The sequence below is a fragment of the Flavitalea plasmicola genome, from assembly GCF_030546645.1.
Taxonomy (GTDB): domain Bacteria; phylum Bacteroidota; class Bacteroidia; order Chitinophagales; family Chitinophagaceae; genus Puia.
Map to the genome: position 1 here is coordinate 215,376 of NZ_JAUOTO010000006.1, position 17,435 is coordinate 232,810.

The 17,435-nt window shown below is 52.1% G+C and carries 15 protein-coding genes; 12 read left to right on the forward strand and 3 right to left on the reverse strand.

Annotated features, from left to right (window positions below; genetic code table 11):
* The first annotated feature begins 173 nt into the window (after window positions 1-173).
* The 5 genes from Q4E93_RS22625 to Q4E93_RS22645 all read left to right on the forward strand — a co-directional run bounded on the left by Q4E93_RS22625 (window position 174) and on the right by Q4E93_RS22645 (window position 5,055).
* Window positions 174-1,205 (forward strand): SPASM domain-containing protein, encoded by a 1,032-nt coding sequence (locus Q4E93_RS22625; protein WP_303589177.1) that lies wholly within the window; start codon window positions 174-176, stop codon window positions 1,203-1,205.
* Window positions 1,193-1,684 carry a DinB family protein gene (locus Q4E93_RS22630; RefSeq protein WP_303589179.1) on the forward strand — a complete coding sequence of 164 codons (492 nt, stop codon included), beginning with the start codon at window positions 1,193-1,195 and terminating at the stop codon, window positions 1,682-1,684. The genes Q4E93_RS22625 and Q4E93_RS22630 overlap by 13 nt, the downstream gene beginning before the upstream one ends.
* A gap of 112 nt (window positions 1,685-1,796) precedes the next feature.
* Window positions 1,797-2,255, forward strand: coding sequence for a MarR family winged helix-turn-helix transcriptional regulator (locus Q4E93_RS22635; protein WP_303589181.1), 459 nt, complete (start codon window positions 1,797-1,799; stop codon window positions 2,253-2,255).
* Window positions 2,248-3,816 (forward strand): glycoside hydrolase family 10-like protein, encoded by a 1,569-nt coding sequence (locus Q4E93_RS22640; protein WP_303589183.1) that lies wholly within the window; start codon window positions 2,248-2,250, stop codon window positions 3,814-3,816. The genes Q4E93_RS22635 and Q4E93_RS22640 overlap by 8 nt, the downstream gene beginning before the upstream one ends.
* 21 nt (window positions 3,817-3,837) lie before the next feature.
* Window positions 3,838-5,055 (forward strand): DegT/DnrJ/EryC1/StrS family aminotransferase, encoded by a 1,218-nt coding sequence (locus Q4E93_RS22645; protein ID WP_303589185.1) that lies wholly within the window; start codon window positions 3,838-3,840, stop codon window positions 5,053-5,055.
* A 72-nt stretch (window positions 5,056-5,127) separates the two neighbouring features.
* On the opposite strand, the gene Q4E93_RS22650 is transcribed toward Q4E93_RS22645, so the two are convergent.
* Entirely contained in the window at window positions 5,128-5,646 is a 519-nt protein-coding gene (locus tag Q4E93_RS22650) for a hypothetical protein (RefSeq protein WP_303589188.1), read from the reverse strand.
* Between the two features lie 119 nt (window positions 5,647-5,765).
* Here Q4E93_RS22650 and rpoN point away from each other — a divergent pair, with 119 nt between their 5' ends.
* Both rpoN and Q4E93_RS22660 read left to right on the forward strand, forming a co-directional pair.
* The gene (rpoN, locus tag Q4E93_RS22655) at window positions 5,766-7,247 is read left to right on the forward strand and encodes an RNA polymerase factor sigma-54 (protein WP_303589190.1); all 1,482 of its coding nucleotides are present in this window, start codon (window positions 5,766-5,768) and stop codon (window positions 7,245-7,247) included.
* A gap of 9 nt (window positions 7,248-7,256) precedes the next feature.
* On the forward strand, window positions 7,257-7,928 hold the full coding sequence (locus Q4E93_RS22660) for a hypothetical protein (RefSeq protein WP_303589191.1): 672 nt from the start codon (window positions 7,257-7,259) through the stop codon (window positions 7,926-7,928).
* A gap of 655 nt (window positions 7,929-8,583) precedes the next feature.
* On the opposite strand, the gene Q4E93_RS22665 is transcribed toward Q4E93_RS22660, so the two are convergent.
* Window positions 8,584-9,348: a murein L,D-transpeptidase catalytic domain family protein gene (locus Q4E93_RS22665; protein WP_303589193.1), complete on the reverse strand. Its 765-nt coding sequence runs from the start codon at window positions 9,346-9,348 to the stop codon at window positions 8,584-8,586.
* A 287-nt stretch (window positions 9,349-9,635) separates the two neighbouring features.
* Window positions 9,636-11,042, reverse strand: a complete 1,407-nt coding sequence (locus tag Q4E93_RS22670; protein ID WP_303589195.1) for an MATE family efflux transporter — start codon at window positions 11,040-11,042, stop codon at window positions 9,636-9,638.
* Window positions 11,043-11,239: 197 nt separating this feature from the next.
* Here Q4E93_RS22670 and Q4E93_RS22675 point away from each other — a divergent pair, with 197 nt between their 5' ends.
* From Q4E93_RS22675 to Q4E93_RS22695, 5 genes are all read left to right on the forward strand, one after another.
* Window positions 11,240-11,782: an RNA polymerase sigma-70 factor gene (locus Q4E93_RS22675; protein WP_303589197.1), complete on the forward strand. Its 543-nt coding sequence runs from the start codon at window positions 11,240-11,242 to the stop codon at window positions 11,780-11,782.
* A 49-nt stretch (window positions 11,783-11,831) separates the two neighbouring features.
* Window positions 11,832-12,821, forward strand: a complete 990-nt coding sequence (locus tag Q4E93_RS22680) for a FecR domain-containing protein (RefSeq protein ID WP_303589199.1) — start codon at window positions 11,832-11,834, stop codon at window positions 12,819-12,821.
* 77 nt (window positions 12,822-12,898) lie between these two features.
* Window positions 12,899-15,424, forward strand: coding sequence for a TonB-dependent receptor (locus tag Q4E93_RS22685; protein ID WP_303589201.1), 2,526 nt, complete (start codon window positions 12,899-12,901; stop codon window positions 15,422-15,424).
* Window positions 15,424-16,488, forward strand: coding sequence for a DUF4249 domain-containing protein (locus tag Q4E93_RS22690; protein WP_303589203.1), 1,065 nt, complete (start codon window positions 15,424-15,426; stop codon window positions 16,486-16,488). Before Q4E93_RS22685 ends, Q4E93_RS22690 begins: the two co-directional genes overlap by 1 nt.
* A gap of 75 nt (window positions 16,489-16,563) precedes the next feature.
* On the forward strand, window positions 16,564-17,427 hold the full coding sequence (locus Q4E93_RS22695; protein ID WP_303589204.1) for a glycosyltransferase family 2 protein: 864 nt from the start codon (window positions 16,564-16,566) through the stop codon (window positions 17,425-17,427).
* Window positions 17,428-17,435 lie beyond the last annotated feature (8 nt).

The window sequence follows — 17,435 nt, forward strand, 5'->3', positions numbered from 1 at the left end:
GATGCAAACCTACATCAAAATGCTTGATTCTGCAATCAATGTCAATGCACTATATTCAATGCCCGCTGGAATTCCCCTGCCATGTCAGGTTCTTCCTGTCCATCAGGTAAGACTTTGATCCTATGAAAAACCTTCATCAAAAACCTACATAAAATGCCTAATTTTAACCTTCCATGCCCGCATTTAACCGTAACGATACCATCAACCTTTTATCGAAGCTCACGCTCCGGCGCCTGTGGAATGGAACAAAGGTCCTCAGCAGCTATTATATGAGCAAATTCACCGGGAAGGCCATCCAGTGGGGCTACCCCGTCAGCATCTCCTTCGAGCCCACTACCTCCTGCAATCTGCGCTGCCCGGAATGCCCCAGCGGTCTGCGCGCCTTCACCCGCCCCACCGGCATGCTGGAGAACGATTTCTTTAAGGACACCATCGATCAGTTGTCCAAAGACCTGCTCTACCTCATCTTTTATTTCCAGGGCGAACCCTACCTCAATCCCGCTTTCCTGGATATGGTGACCTATGCGGCCAAAAAAGGGATCTACACCGCCACCTCCACCAACGCCCATTACCTGAACGATAAGAATGCCAAACGAACGGTGGAGAGCGGTCTCGACAGGCTCATTATTTCCATCGACGGAACGACCCAGGAAGTATACGAACAATACCGCGTAGGCGGCAAGCTGGAAAAAGTCCTGGAAGGTGCCCGCAACATCGTCAAATGGAAGAAAGAGCTGAAGCGTAGCAAACCTTTCGTCTTCTTCCAGTTCCTGGTGGTAAAACCCAACGAGCATCAGCTGGACGACATCCGCCGCCTGGCTAAAGAAGTAGGCGTGGACGAGGTCCGCTTCAAGACCGCGCAGGTGTATGACTACGGCAACGACCCCAACCACCTTATTCCGGACAACGAAAAATACAGCCGCTATCGCAAGGACGATAACGGCAGCTATACATTCAAAGGCTCCCTGGACAACCATTGCTGGCGCCTCTGGCATGCCACCGTCATCACCTGGGATGGACTGGTCGTCCCCTGCTGCTTTGACAAGGATGCGCAGCACCAGCTGGGCGACCTGAAAGGCCGGCCATTCAAAGAGATCTGGCATAATGAGCAATACGTGGACTTCCGCCGCCAGATCCTCCAAAGTCGCAGGAACATCGACATCTGCGCCAACTGCAGCGAAGGAACAAAAGTATGGAGCGACTGATGCCCTTATCCGCTTCCATATCGACCCGCTTGCGCCACCAGCATGAATCCCTCCGGGAGATCACCGGCGACCTCGCCGAAATAGCGCTTAAACAACGCGTCAACCCTGATAAATGGAGCGCCTTTGAACATATCGCTCACCTGGCCGCCTATCAACCCGCCTTCATCAGCCGCCTGGAAAAAATAGCTACGGCGCCCACCCCCTCCTTCGAACGATACGTGGCGGAAAAAGATCCGCAATTCTATGCCTGCCTGGACAAACCCCTCGCAGCGCTATGGGAGCTGATATCCGCACAGGCCGCACAGATCAATACCATCCTCGCACAAACGAATGAAGCCGGCCTGCTTCGCACCGGCCTCCATCCCAAATACGGCCTGCTCACCGTCACACAATGGACAGAGTTCTATCTCCTCCATGAAGCCCACCACCTGTTCACGCTATTTATGCTGACGCAGGACCTGCGCAAAGCCCGTATGTAAAAGTGCTTCCAAAAAACGGGGTACATATTCCAGGACATCCATTTTCAGGACATTTCTGTACATTTACAACTTAGGGCGGGCCACAGGTCCGCCCGCAAATCAGCAGCTAACCATGTCGCTTGAAAATGAAATAAACCAGCGAAAGTTCCGTAACGAATACCAAAAATCCGCGATCAATATCATCTATACGCATAATTGGATGGCGGAAAAGATGAATAAGCTCTTCGACGAATGGGATATCACCGCCCAGCAATTCAATATCCTGCGCATACTCAGGGGCGCAGGTCAGCCGTTATCTACCTTACAGATACGTCAAAGGATGCTGGACAGGATGAGCGACACCAGCCGGATCGTGGATCGACTGGTGAGAAAAGGACTGGTAAAAAAAAGCATCTGCAAGCTGGACCGCCGTCTGGTGGACGTCGTCATCACGGATAAAGGAAAAAAACTCCTGGAAAAGATCGATCAATACAGCGAGCAGATGGACGCCATCATGAAGAACCTTACAGAACAGGAAGCGCAAACATTGAATGAATTGTTGGATAAGATAAGAAATGCAAAGGATGAATAGATTGTACCGATCGTTGCTTGCCGCCAGCCTCCTGGCCGTTCCCGCCCTCTCTTTTTGTCAGCTGACCCCGCCTCCGGCACCACCTGTCACCAGGCAGGCGTCCCCACCCAAATATGAGTTCAGGGCCGCCTGGGTCGCTTCCGTGGAGAACATCGATTGGCCCTCCCGAAAAGGCCTGTCCTCCGATAGTCAAAGGCTGGAATTTCTCCAGCTGGCGGACATGCATCAGCACAATGGCATGAATGCCCTCGTCGTCCAGGTACGCCCCGCGGCAGATGCGCTCTATCCCTCGCCGTACGAACCCTGGAGCGAATGGCTCACCGGCGTGCAGGGAAAAGCCCCTTCGCCCTACTACGATCCCCTGCAGTTCATGATCGAGGAGACACACAAACGCGGCATGGAGTTTCACGCCTGGTGCAACCCTTACAGGGCCGTATTCACCGTCGGCAAGTCTTCCATTTCACCTACGCATATCACCCGCCTGCATCCCGAATGGTTCGTTAACTATGGCGGCACCCTTTACTTCGATCCCGGTAATAAGGAGGCACAGCAGTACGTCGTTCATGTGATACAGGACATCGTGCACCGTTATGACATCGATGCGTTGCACTTCGACGATTATTTCTATCCGTATCCCATTGGCGGCAAAGACTTCCCTGACGATGCCAGCTATGCGAAATATGGCAACGGCATGAGCCGGGACGACTGGAGACGCAGCAATGTGGACTCCATCATACTGCACGTCAGCACCATGATCAAGCAGGAGAAAAAATTTTGCAAGTTCGGCATCAGCCCATTCTGTGTTTGGCGCAACAGCAGCAAGGATCCCGAAGGCAGCGAGACCATGGCTGGCCTGACGAACTACGACCACCTCTACGCCAATATCCTCCTCTGGCTGAAGAATGGATGGATCGACTACGTAGCGCCCCAGCTTTACCTGGAGATAGGCTACAAAAGAGCCGATTATGCCGTCCTGCTGCCCTGGTGGGCCCGCCATACCTATGGCAGACACTGCTATGTAGGCCTGGCCGTCTATAAGGCCGGCACCAACGCTGCCTGGAGGGACAGGACCCAGCTGACCCGCCAGATCCAGCTCCAACGCAATACGGACAGCATACAGGGTGCGATCTATTTCAGCAGCAAATCATTCGAGACCAATCCCAACGGATGGAGCGACAGCCTCCAGCTGACCTATTATAATTACCCGGCCCTTATCCCGCCCATGCCATGGATCGATTCCACGAGACCCCACGAGCCCTTCGCCCATAACGAATACAATAAGAAAGAGGCCGTCCAGACAGTCTGGATGGCAAAGGGCGCCAATGAGGACACTTTAAGGGGATATGCGCTCTATCGCTCGGAAGCCCCCGTATGCAACATCGACTCCATGCAGGTCTTTCAATACATTCCCTATGATCCCGTAGCCGGCTTCCATATCAGGGTCTACACCCAGCCCGCCGGGAAAAAATACTATTATTTCGCGACAGCCATCGGCAGGACCAATATGGAAAGTCCACCCGTAGCCATTCGCAACCTTTTGCCTAACTTTGACGCAGATTAAGAACAGATAAAATCCACATATATGCCTGGTTTTGAATTATTTGGTCCCGAAGAACGTAAGGAGGTCAACGATGTCCTGGAAACTGGTATCTACATGCGCTATGGATTCGACGGTCCCCGCAAAGGGATCTGGAAGTCCAAAGAGCTGGAAGCAGCCATCTGCGAGACCTTTGGTGTAAAATATGCGCAGCTGACCTCCAGTGGCACGTCCGCCTTGTCCACCGCGCTGGCGATCCTGGGCATCGGCTTCGGCGATGAAGTGATCATGCCCACTTTTACTTTCGTGGCCAGCTTCGAAGCCGTGCTCAGCGTGGGGGCCATTCCCGTGCTGGTGGATGTGGATGAAACCCTGACGCTCGACCCGGCCTCCGTGCGCCGGGCGATCACCCCCCGCACCAAATGTGTGATGCCCGTACATATGTGCGGAAGCATGGCGGACCTGGATGCCCTCCAGGCAATTTGCAAAGAACATCAATTGATATTGCTGGAAGACGCCTGCCAGAGCATCGGCGCTCAATATAAGGGCAAAGCCCTGGGCACCATCGGCCATGCCGGTACCTTCTCCTTTGATTTTGTAAAGACCATCACCTGCGCCGAAGGCGGAGCCGTGCTGACCAACAGCGAAGACCTTTATATCAAGGCGGACGGATATACAGACCATGGCCATGACCATGCCGGGGTCGACCGGGGAGCAGACCTCCATCCTTTCATCGGCTATAACTACAGGATCTCCGAGCTGCACGCCGCCGTGGGTCTGGCCCAGATCCGCAAGCTGGACAAATTTCTCGCCATCCAGAAAAAAAATCACCAGCAGCTGAAAGCGATACTGTCCACCGTTCCAGAGATCACCTTCCGGCAGATACCCGACCCCGCGGGAGATAGCTGCACCTTCCTCAGCTGGTTCTTACCCACGGAAGCGATCACCCGAAGCCTGGTAGCCGAGCTGAAAGAGCAGGGCATCCTTCCCGGAAACTTCTACTGGTTCGACAATAACTGGCATTATTACCGCAAATGGACGCACCTCCACCAGGGAGCAAGCCTCAACCGGCTCAACGACGAACAGCAGGCAGCGCTGAAACGGCTTTCACCGGAAGCCTTCCCCGTCAGCGATCGTGTCATCGGACGTTGCATTTCCACCGCCATCAGCCTTGCATGGACGGAAGAACAGCTGAAAGAGAAAGGAGAAAAGATCGTGGCGGCGGTAAAGAAAGTGCTCAGCCGCGAGAAAGCAGCTGTTTGACCCGGGAAGGACGCAGTAGTCGTGACCAGGCCGTCATGCCGTAAAGCTACCATGGATCCGGCAGGGGACAGCCTATTTTCCCTCCAGCCTGTTGCAATATTCCAGCGAGCCCAGCCGAAAACGGAGGGGCAAACGGATCGTTTTTTCCAGCTCCAGCTCCCTTTTGCAGAAGAACCCGAAATGCGTGACCACCCTGTCTGCCGGAATGACACCATTATTATAACCAACACCACCATTATATCCATTGGTACCCTCCCTATTCGTCAACCCCCTTCCTCCCCGGACGCCCGATCCGGCCTGTCCCTCCCGAAACCCTGTCATCGCCCCCAGCGTCGAACCCCCTGTCCACCGGGCATCCGCACCTACCATCCTTCTCCCCATCCCCTCATTTCCCTGGCCCCTCTCCGGCAAAACAATGCCCCATCCCGCTTTCCCCCTGCCGGATACCTCCCAGGCCGGGATGACCCGGAAAAGGAAAGATTCCTCGCCCCCATCCTGGCGGACCGGGATCAGTTTAGCCTTCTCCGGCAAAAAATTCTGCCCGCTCGCGCTTCCTGCCAGAAGAGCTGAAAGACATACAACAAGAAACATTTTTTTTCGTTGCATGGTGCTTCTATCCTTTTTATGTAGATTTACGGCCTGATTTTTGTGGTTCGCGCCGGCCTTTTCCCTTTTTTGGAAATGACCGACAGAGCAAAACCCCTGATTAAATGTCGTTAAGTCAATCTTTACAGCAAAAGTTACTACAAAAACTGTCGCCACAGCAAATTCAGCTGATGAAGTTGCTGCAGGTGCCTACGGCCAACCTTGAAGAAAGGATCAAGGAAGAGCTGGAGGAGAACCCTGCCCTGGAAGTGACAGAGGATGATCACAGCGATGGAGAAGAGCTGAAGGACGAATTCGAGAATACGGAGGAGTTTGAAGAGAAGGACGGCAGCGAGGACGAATATGAGAACATCGACATCAGCGAATATGTCAACGAATACGATGATGACGTAGCGGATTACAAGCTACGGGACGAGAACTACCCTGAATTGGACGAAGACAGGGTAATGCCCCACAGAGTGGAGACCTCTTTCCACGAATTACTGCTGGACCAGCTGGGCATGTTGGTGGTGGACGATCGGACCCGCAAGATCGCCGAGCAGATCGTGGGCAGCATCGACGATGATGGCTACCTGCGCAGGGAGACCGCCTCCATTGCAGACGACCTGGCTTTCCGGCAGAACATTGAAACTTCGGAACAGGAGATAGAATCCCTCATCAAAAAGATCCAGCAGTTCGACCCGCCCGGCGTCGCCGCCCGGGACCTGCAGGAATGCCTGCTCATCCAGCTCAATCGGAAAAAGGGCGACGGTAAAAGCGTCGAAATGGCCATCGATGTCCTCACCTACTATTTTGACGAATTCACCAAGAAGCATTACGATAAGATCCAGCGTGGCCTCAACCTGACTGACGACCAGCTGAAAGACGTGATCAACCAGATCGTCAAGCTCAACCCCAAGCCCGGCGGCGACGTCAGCGAAGTGAATAAGGCAGAGAGCTACGTGATCCCCGACTTTTTCATTTCCAACACAGGCGGAAAGCTGGAGCTGTCACTGAATTCCAAGAATGCGCCCGATCTCCGCATCAGCGAAGGATACAAGGAGATGTTGAAGGAATACGACCGCGGGAGCAAAAAGGACAAACGCCAGAAAGAGGCCGTGCTGTTCATCAAGCAGAAGATCGACGCCGCCAAATGGTTCATCGACGCCATCAAACAACGGCAGCAAACGCTTTACAATACCATGCACACGATCATGGACTACCAGCACGAGTTCTTCCTCACAGGTGATGAGACCACGCTGCGGCCCATGATCCTGAAAGATATTGCCGAAAGGACCGCGCTGGATATTTCCACCGTCAGCCGCGTCGCCAACAGCAAATTCGTCCAGACGGAATTCGGCACCTATCGCCTGAAATTCTTCTTTAGTGAATCGCTCAGCACCGACAGCGGCGAGGAAGTGTCCACCCGCGAAGTAAAGAAGATCCTCAGCGATCTCATCGAAGGAGAAAGCAAGAAAAAGCCGCTCAGCGATGAGAAGCTGACCGAGCTCCTCCAGGAAAAAGGATACAATATTGCCCGCCGCACGGTAGCCAAATACCGCGAGCAGCTGAACATCCCCGTCGCCCGCCTACGGAAAGAGTTATAAATCGAAAGTATGAGCAACGCAAATCCTGCACTTACAGTAAGCCATCCGCATCCGGGCAAACCCCATCCGATCCTGCGCTTTTTCGCCCGCCTGATCGCCTATATCTTCCATCCATTATTTATCACCAGCTATGTAATGGCCTTTCTCATCTTTTTTCATCCCTATGCCTTCACCGGGTTCGACCCCAGGATAAAGTTCTTTCGCTTTCTCAACGTCGTCCTCTGCGACGCACTCTTCCCCGCTTTTGCCGTATTCCTCCTGTGGAGACTGGGTTTCATTAAATCCATGCACCTCCGCACCGAGAAAGAGCGGATCATACCCTATATCATTGCCATGATCTTCTATTGGTGGACCTGGAACGTGTACAAGAATCTTTCGGACAGCCCCCCCATCTCCATTCATTTTCTGCTGGGAGCTTTCCTGGCCCTGTGCGGAGGATGGATCGCCAATATTTATTTTAAGATCAGCATGCACGGCATCGCCCTGGGAGGCGCCGTGATGTTCTTCATTCTGTTCTCGTTTACGGATAGCTACGCTTCCGGTCTGTATCTTTCCATCTCCGTATTAGCCGCCGGGCTGGTAACCACTTCGCGCTTACTCACGGGGGATCACACCCCGTTTGAAATGTATTCCGGCCTTGCCGTAGGGATGCTCGCCCAATTCATCGCCTGGCAATTTTGAATGGTGCCGGCGGTCCAGCAGGGTTCAGCAGCCGTTGTGTCACTCACTTGTACTGGCGCGTGGCTATTCGACTTTTTGGATTTTTCTAGGTGTTTCGGGATTTTCTTTCTCCGCTATTATCGGCGACCCTAACCGTTCCGCCGCTGTACTTTCCATCTCCGATAAAACGGAGTACTTTTTTCAACGATAACTATAATCAACATTTTCCTAAATCTCCACCGTAGGAAAGGTAAGGCGGACTTCACGGCAGGGTCGACCTCAATGCCACTGATCGGCAAATCGCCAACTTCATACAGTCGAACTCATCTCACCTGTTAACTCTCCCCACAGCCACTGACTCTTCTGCTTAACCCATCCACTACGGCTGGCCCTCTCCGCGACCAGGCCGTCAGCTATGACCTGGAGGAGCCTTACATTGGGTCAGCGCATTCAGCCACAAATGCCCAATAGAAGATCCGCGCAACTATGAAAAAATGTTCAGTGGTACCCAATGTACAGCGACGGAAGGTACATAGCTGCGGCAAATAACACAGAAGAAAAATCTCAAAGCACCTAATCAAACCACAAGAAAAAAGAAAAGCCCAATCATAGGGTACGAACCTATATTGAGCTTTTTCACCTTCAAACCATCTGAAGTTTGCGTCCATGCTAGAAGCTAGCCGTTAAGTATCTTCGATCGCGTAATATATCTTTTAGTCGGATGATAAATAAAAAGACAAGAACCTTCTTTAATTAAGTCGATGATCTCCTGCGACTCATCAGCAGGGATCGCCGGGCACCCGTAGCTCCTGCCACTGACGCCATTCATCTGCAGATAATCCGGCCCCACATATTCCGATCCATGCACCACGATATTCCGTCCCGTCGCCCTGTCATTAAACCCATTCTCCATGCCCCGTATCTTCAACGACAAACCGTTGGATCCAAAATAGGTGTCCTGCGTCACGTAAAAACCCAGGCTCGTCTTGTGCGACGACGGGTTGTTGGAGAAGCTCCGCGCATATTCCATACCCGAATTCCGACCATGCGCCACATAGGTATTCACCAGCACCGTCTTCTGCTCCAGGTCCAGCACATAGAGACGCTTGTTCCGGGAAGACTGGCTGAGGTCACAGATAGACAGGATGTTTGTTTTGCTCAGCCAATGATGTTCCAGCATATAATAATACCCCTTCAGGGCATATTCGAAAGCCTTCTTCGTCAGACCTGTCTCCTTCAGGTTGATCTGCTCATAAAGCGCGGCAACCTCTTCCGCAAAAGCCGCCGCCTTGGCAGTTGCTTTGGCGCTGGTAGCCTTGATCCCAATAGTATGTTTGTGCCCCCGGGGACCATCTCCCTCACCTGCTTTCAGCACATTCACCGGCGCCAAAAAAGCGAGCGCCACAAGCCAGCACAGCGGGTTAAAAAGAATACGACGCATTTTGTTCTAAAGGTTTTAATTTGATGTCTCTCAGAACGAACCGGAGGTTCGTTGTCCGAAGGACAGATATTAGATCTTTCCGGAAAACGGATTACATTTTAGGGACCTCCGTTTTCCGGACATTAAACGGACGGGAAACTAAAATATTATCTTATTCCTGCTTGTACAAGAACCTTTTAGAGAAAGTTTTTATTGTGCGATCTTTCCCTTTTTCGAAGGAGTAAGAAAAACCCCTTACGGCCTGTAAGGGGTTAATTATCAATGGAATATTTAAATGTCCTATAAGGTCATATTTTTACCTTTTTCCAGTTACCCTTTCGGAATATCAGGTAGCTCGAAATGATCACGGCCAGCTCCGTAACAGGGATGGCGATGAAGACGCCCAGGGGGCCCAGGTGCAGCGCCATGGCGAGGATATACGCCAGCGGGATCTGGAAAGCCCAGAAACAAAAGATATTGATCAGCGTGGGAGTACGGGTATCTCCTGCCCCGTTGAAAGCATTGGTCAGCACCATGCCCACTCCGTAGATGATGTATCCCAGGCTGACGACACGCAAGGCCAACACAGCCACTTTTTGTACTTCCGGGTCCTTGTTCATGAAAGAGACGATGGCATCCGAGCCAAAGAGGAACAGCAGGGTGACGATGAACATGAAGATACCGTTATAGCGGGCCGCAGTCCACACGGATTGCTCCGCCCTGTCGGGACGTTGTGCCCCCAGGTTCTGGCCCACCAGCGTGGCGGCTGCATTGCTCATGCCCCAGGCCGGTAGCAGGAAGAAGATGAAGATCCGGATGGCCACCTGGTAACCTGCGATAGCTGCGTCTTTGGAGATCGCCACATGAGCTACGATCCATACCAAAACGATCCAGCTGCCGGATTGGATGAGGAACTGGGTAGTACCGGTCCAGGCAACTTTGGCGATTGCCTTCAAAAGAGGCAGATCAGGCTTGAAGGATCTCGCGCTTATCCGGATGATGCCCTTACCCCTGAAGAGATGATAGAGCTGGTAAATGACGCCAATACCCCGGCCGACCGTCGTAGCAATAGCCGCTCCTTTCAATCCGAAATAATGGATGAGGAGGGGACAGAGGAGGATATTAAAGCCATTGGCGAGCCATAATGACCACATGGCCATGGAAGCGTTGCCGGCGCCGCGGAAGATGCCGTTGATCAGGTACAGCAGCATGATCACCACGCTGCCGCCAAACATGATCCGGGTGTATATGGCGCCGTTTGCTACCGTTTCCGGGGAACCGCCCATCAGCCGCAGGATATCCGGAGCGAGAAGGAAGCCTGCCAGACTGACCACCACGGTGACGCCCAGGGCCAGGTTGATGGCCTGGGCAGCCGCATGCGCGGCCCCTTCGGGATTCTTCTCGCCCGTACGCCGCGCCACCATTGCGGTAGCCGCCATGCTGAGCCCCATGGCCATGGAATATACCAGGGTGAGGACAGACTCCGTCAGGCCCACCGTTGCTACGGCTTCCTTACCGATGCGACCTACAAAAAATATATCTACCACCGCAAACACCGATTCCATGCACATTTCCAGGATCATGGGGATGGATAGAAAAATGACGGCCCTGCGGATGCTGCCTGTGGTATAGTCGCGGTGCTCGCCGGACAAAGCTTGTTTTATAACGGAATAGACAGAATTATTACTGCCCGAAGTAGTTTGATCAGAAGACATTTGAACCCGATTTAAAAAATTGGAAAATAAAAGATCAGCCGGTAGAGGGAGTCGGCAGAGACTGCCGACAATGCGAAGGGAAAGTTAAAATTTCATATGCTGGCCATTATTGCGCTCAAAGGTCTGGTTTTTTTTTCATCGGCGCGAAATTTTTTCAACGGATTATACCAAAGCTGCTAACTTGGGCCCGTTAACGTATGAGCACTAACAGGGACCACCTATACCATTCCTTTGAGGTAATATTCAATACCTGGTATAATCCCCTTTGTAATTATGCCGATAGCTTTTTAAAGGACGAAAGCGACAGCGAGGACATCGTTCAGGAAGTTTTCATGCGCGTATGGAAGGACCGCCCGGATCTTATAGAGACGGACGGCATACGATACTATCTTTTCACGGCAGTCCGCAACAATTGTATCACCAAGCTTCGGCGGGAAAAAAAAGGCGGCAGGGTGGAATGGGAAGAGGATGGGGTCGATTACATTCCCGACAAAGAAAACGGCCCGGCAGACTACATGGCGCTCGTCCGGACAGCCATCGAAGGCCTGCCTCCCCGGTGCAGGGAAGTATTTCTTTTGAGCAGGATCAGTAATATGACCTACAAAGAGATCGCCGCAAGCCTGGACATTTCCGTCAAAACAGTGGAAAATCAGCTGAGTAAGGCATTGAAGATGATAAGGGCTTTCTTAAAGGATAAAGGAGTTTACCTGGCCTGGGTCCTGGTTAATATTTTTTTATGAGTACGTGGGGGAAAAGGCCAATTTTTCGTTCTTATATAAACCACCTTTCATGATGGAGGACAACGAACATGTACGGCTGATGACAAAGTACCTTAGCCGTAGTGCCTCTCCGGACGAGGAGGCAGCCCTGCAACAGTGGCTGGACGCTGACCCGGATCATCCCATCGAGCTGGAAGCAATGAAAAAGCTGTGGGAGTCCAGCGGAAACCTGTTCAACCAGCGGAGATTTGATGAGAAAGCCGCCTGGAAGAAGATCGATCCCCGGCAACAGGCAAGTCCGGACACCTATACGTCACCGGTAATATTCCGGCGACGCTGGACGAAAACCCTTGCAGCAGCTTCCGTTCTGCTGGTGATGGGCGCCGGATGGTGGTATTATAATGCAAGCCGCAATGGCCCGCAACAGCATGTCCTTGCCGCCGGGGACGTCAGGCAGTTGACCCTGCCCGATGGATCGATGGTCTGGCTGCGAAAAGGAGCTGAGTTACTATATCCCAATAGATTCGGCAGCAGGGCCCGCCAGGTGGAGCTCAGCGGTGAAGCCTTTTTTGCACCCGCTCCGGATGCTACCCGGCCATTCAGGATACATACCACCCATGTCACCATCGAGGACATTGGCACCTCTTTTCTGGTGAAAGACCGCGACACGGGGGGAGAGGTCGTTGTAGCTACGGGAAAGGTGAAGCTGACGGCCAATGAAGACCTTTCCCATCCGCTGGTCCTTTCTCCGGGACAGAAAGCAACGATCTCGAAAAATAAATTGTCATTTTCCGGAATGGGTACACCTAACTTTATTTCGTGGAAGACAGGCCTGCTGGAATTCAGGCAGGCGCCCCTGGACCAGGTAGCGCGGGACATCAGTGATCACTTCAAAGCATCCGTTTCCATTGCTCCGGACCTCCGCAATGAGGCAGGAGAAATAAAAGTCACGGCCCGCTTTGACCATCAGCCGCTGGAACAGGTGCTGGAAGAGGTACGGCTGACGACAGGTCTTCAAACCAAACAGGAAAAAGATACCCTGTTCTTTGCCCGGAAATGAGGAGCACACTGATATACTGCTGCTTTCTTCTCTTATTCTTTTTGGTTGCTCTCCGGCTGCCGGCCCAAAAGAACAGCATGCTATACAGACCCTTCCGCTCCCACCTGCAAAAAGGCACTATCAGGGATTTTCTGGACGAGATCAATGCCAGCAGTGGCATACAGATCGAATATGCATCGGTAAGCTTTCAGGCCGGCAGGATCGTCACCCCGGACAGGGATGCGCTGACACTGGGCGCCCTCCTGCAGCAGGTCCTTTCCGGCGAGAAAGTAAAAGCCATAGAAAAGAACGATAAGATCATTCTGGCGCCTGCTGCCACTCCATTGGCGGATGACGCGCTTTTACCCCTTTATTCTCTTTTTGGTATTGTCGCCGAGCAAGGCAGCCGCGAACCCCTGCACGATGCGGTCATATATGAACCATCCACCCATAAAGCCGTCGTAACCAACACGCATGGCTATTTCACCATGTTGCTGCCTGAAGGACGTCACATCCTGGAGATCAGCTACGCGGGATGCCAGCCCCGGCAGCTGGAGATAGGACTGCATTGGGGCCTTCGCACCGATATCTTCCTGGCCCGCAAGGAAGACTTCCCCGAGGTGATCGTCTCCGCGGATAATGGGATAAAGAAGAACGCCAATGATAAGATCCATCCTGGCGAGTACGATGGTTTTAATAACTTTCTGGGCGAGAACGATGCCCTCCGTTCACTCTATATTTTTCCCGGCGTGATGAATGTGACGGACGCAGCCAACGGGCTCCTGGTCCGGGGCGGCGAGCAGGACGGCAACCTTTTTTTGCTGGATGGGAACCCCGTTTTTAACCCTACCCATATGCTGGGCGCCCTGTCCATCGTGAATAAGACTTCCATGAAATCAATGCAGCTGTTCAAAAGCGACTTTCCCTCCCGGTATGGAGGCAGGCTTTCGGCTGTTATTGACGTCAATACAAAGGATGGGAATATGGAGAAATGGGGAGGTGAAGCCAATCTCAACTTCCTGGCAGGATCGTTTACCATCGAAGGCCCCTTAAGAAAGAATAAGACCGCCGTTATGCTGTCTTTCCGCCACAGCATGTTCAATTCCCTGATCAACCTCTTTCAGAAAGATTTCAACAACAATTTTTATGACATCCAATTCAAATGCACCCATCTGCTCGATAAAAATAACAAACTGATATTCAACGCCTACACTGGCATCGACCATCTCAACCTCCAGGTCAGCAACAACAATCTGAACAATAGACAGCGGTGGGGCAACCAGGTCGCTTCACTTGGCTGGACCCATCTGCTTTCTTCCAACGCTTTTGTCACCACCACGATCTCCAACAGTAACTATTACAACCTCGCCGGGTTTATCTATACGAATTATGATGACTCTTCCGGCCTGCCGCTCTCCCGGCGATCCTTCAATACGTATTCCTCCCTGGCACATTATTCCGGTCGGACACAGGTCGAAATGCGGATGACCAATGCGATCCGGCTAAATTCCGGGGCCGAATTTGCTTATACCCGGATCAAACCCTTCGAAAGCAGGATCGACTCCACCATCGCCATCGACCCGGCCAGCTTTCAATCGTTCACGCCGTTGCCATTTCGGGAGATCACATTGTATTCAGAGGCGGACGTCAATGTAACCAAACGCTTCCTGCTGCGACCGGGGATCCATTTTTCAAAATACAGGTTCAAAGACGATCGGTACACTTCTCTGCAACCCAGGCTATATGCCGTCTACAAGTTCAGTGCCACGGGACAGATTTATGCTTCTTACAGCAGGATGACCCAATATCTCCATTTGCTGACAAACCCCTCCCTGGGCATCAACAGCGATACATGGGTGCCCAGCACCGGTGCGCTGGGGCCGGAAAATGGGAAGAGCGTCGATCTGGGATATGCTTATAAAGGGAAAAAGGACCTTTCCTTTACCATCGGCGGCTACTGGAAGAAAATGTACAAAGTGACCAACTACTCGGAAGGGAAGAGCTTTTTTATAAACACCGACTCCACCTGGGAACAGAATGTCCAGACGGGAAAGGGCTGGAGCTATGGATTGGAATTCGCGGGAGATAAGAAGGGGCGCAAGCTCAATATGCATATCGCATACACCCTGTCCTGGAATTGGCGGCAGTTCGATCAGATCAACGAAGGCAGGAAATTCCCATTTAAATACGATCGGCGCCACAACTTCAACATGGCCGTTACCTACAAGGCGGACAAAAGTAAAGACATATCTTTACTGTGGATGATATCTTCGGGCGATGTTTTTACGCTGCCGGAACGCATCTACCCGGATTACGACAACGCCCAGCAGATCTCCAACCCGGACGATCTGTTGAAAAGCTACCGGTTCATTTATCATTTTTCGGGGGTCAATGACTATCGTACCAGGCCCTATCATCGCCTGGATCTTTCAGCCAGCTATCACCCGCCCCGAAAAAAACGATTTGGTTTCAACTGGACGGCCGGTGTGTACAATGTATACGGAGCACCTGGCCAGTATAGCTATGGATTGGAAGGGTCCCTGCACAGCAAATCCCTTGTCATCGTCATGAAAAACCAATTATTTAACATAACCCCCTACTTGTCATCGACGGTCGATTTTTGATGCGGTATGTCGCACGATATTCCCTTATTACACGCCTGGCGCTGCCGGGATTGCTGGTTTGGACCCTGCTCGGCGCAATCGCATGCAAAAAAGACCCTTATCAGGACCAGCCGGCAAGTAATGAGCTGGTAATACTGGCCGAGCTCACGGCCGGCGACTCCATAAAAATACCCGTCAGTAAAAGCATCCAGGTGGGCAGCGGCGGGATCATCAGCTTTGAAAAGGTCAATTCCGCCAATGTAAAAATTGCCCGCCAGGACGGCAGGTCCTGGACACTAAAGCTCAATACCTCTCCCGATTATACAGGCAATCCGGCGTCGATCTATACAGCCCCTCAAAAGCCGCGGCATAATATGACCTATACGCTACAGGTGCAGGACCCGCTATCGGGCACCGTTACGGCCCAGACCACTATACCGACACCCATACACATTTCGGCAGTCGACACCGCTACGGACTTCCGTAACGGCCAACCAATGCTACGCCTGCAGTTCACCATCACCGACACCCCCGGCGTCTCCCATTATTTTGTTTTTGAAGCGCTCAAGGAATTGATGCGCGTTACACATTATTTTTTTTGGCAAGGTGTACGGTATAGTTACGAGCGGCCGGAAGGAAGGTCCCTATATGAGCAGGTAAAGAACAAACCCGGAGTGAGTCTGCTCTGCGACTCTTCCACGACCAATAGCTTCAGACGCCTCAACGTTTTCACGGATGACGGCAATGTGGACAACGCCCAGGTCAGCAGCCTGGACAGCCCCTTCCGCAGGATCTTCTGGCCGGGCCATGTCGTCAGCAGGAAATATACCACCACCGTGCTCATCGATCGCAAAAATTTTATTTCCGGGGATCAGGAGGGGAGGGGACGCGTATTGCTTCAGCTCAAGTCCGTCAGCGCCGAATTATATAATTATTGGTTCTGGTACGAAAAATACAAATCCGACATCGGCTCCGTGCCTCCCGGCCAGCTCTATTCCCCTCCGGGCAATATTCAAAATGGCCTGGGCATATTTGGAGGCAGCAGTAAACATCAGTGGGTTTATTATTTCGACACCATGCGGTGAGCCATTCAAAAAAAAATCGCGCTCCCTCGTAGGGGTATTTCCCCACCCGGGCGTTTTCCTGTTGAAACACGCCGTATGCTAACCTTTCAAAAAACACCGGAAGATACCAGGAGTGTCTTATCGGGGACCCTTGCCCGTTCTATTCCGATACCCGCTAAAAAAGTAAGCGCAGTCATCATCACTTTTAATGAGAGCCGCAACATCCGCAGGACCCTCTCTCAGCTATCCTGGTGTGACGAAATTGTCATTGTCGACAGCTACAGCACCGATGATACGCTTGAGATATGCAGAGAATTCGGCTGTAAGATCTTTTTCAGATCCTTTGACGGATACGGCGCGCAAAAAAAATTCGCCGTCTCCAGGGCCAAAAATGATTGGATCCTATGCATCGACGCAGACGAGGTGCCCTCTGAAAGTCTTTGCAGGGAGATCCAGGACACGATGGCGAAAAACCCCTCCTGCACAGGATACCAGCTTCCTATGAACCTGGTATTCCTGGGACGGGAATTCCGTTATGGAAAGGAAAGCCAACGGTATTTCCTCCGTCTTTTCAACAGGCAGGCCGGGGACTTCAACATGGCCCTGGTCCATGAAAAGCTGGAGTTGAAAGGAGAGACAGGCCGGTTACAAGGTAAGATGCTGCACTACAGCTATGCAAACCTCCGGCAATGGAATGAAAAATACGACCGCTATTCATCCCTTTCAGCCCGTGAAGCAGTGGCAAAAGGAAAGAAAAAATCCATCCTGGCCGTCTTGTCCGCCCTGCCTTATTATTTTCTTCGATATTATTTCCTCGAGCGGAACTTTCTCAATGGCCTCGAAGGCTTTTACTGGTCAGTCTTCAACGCGCAGTATCACTTTCTCAAATATGTAAAGATCAGGGAGCTGCACGCCTCCCCCCCAACCCTTAATACACCTTTACCCCATTCTAACAAATGATTTTCGAC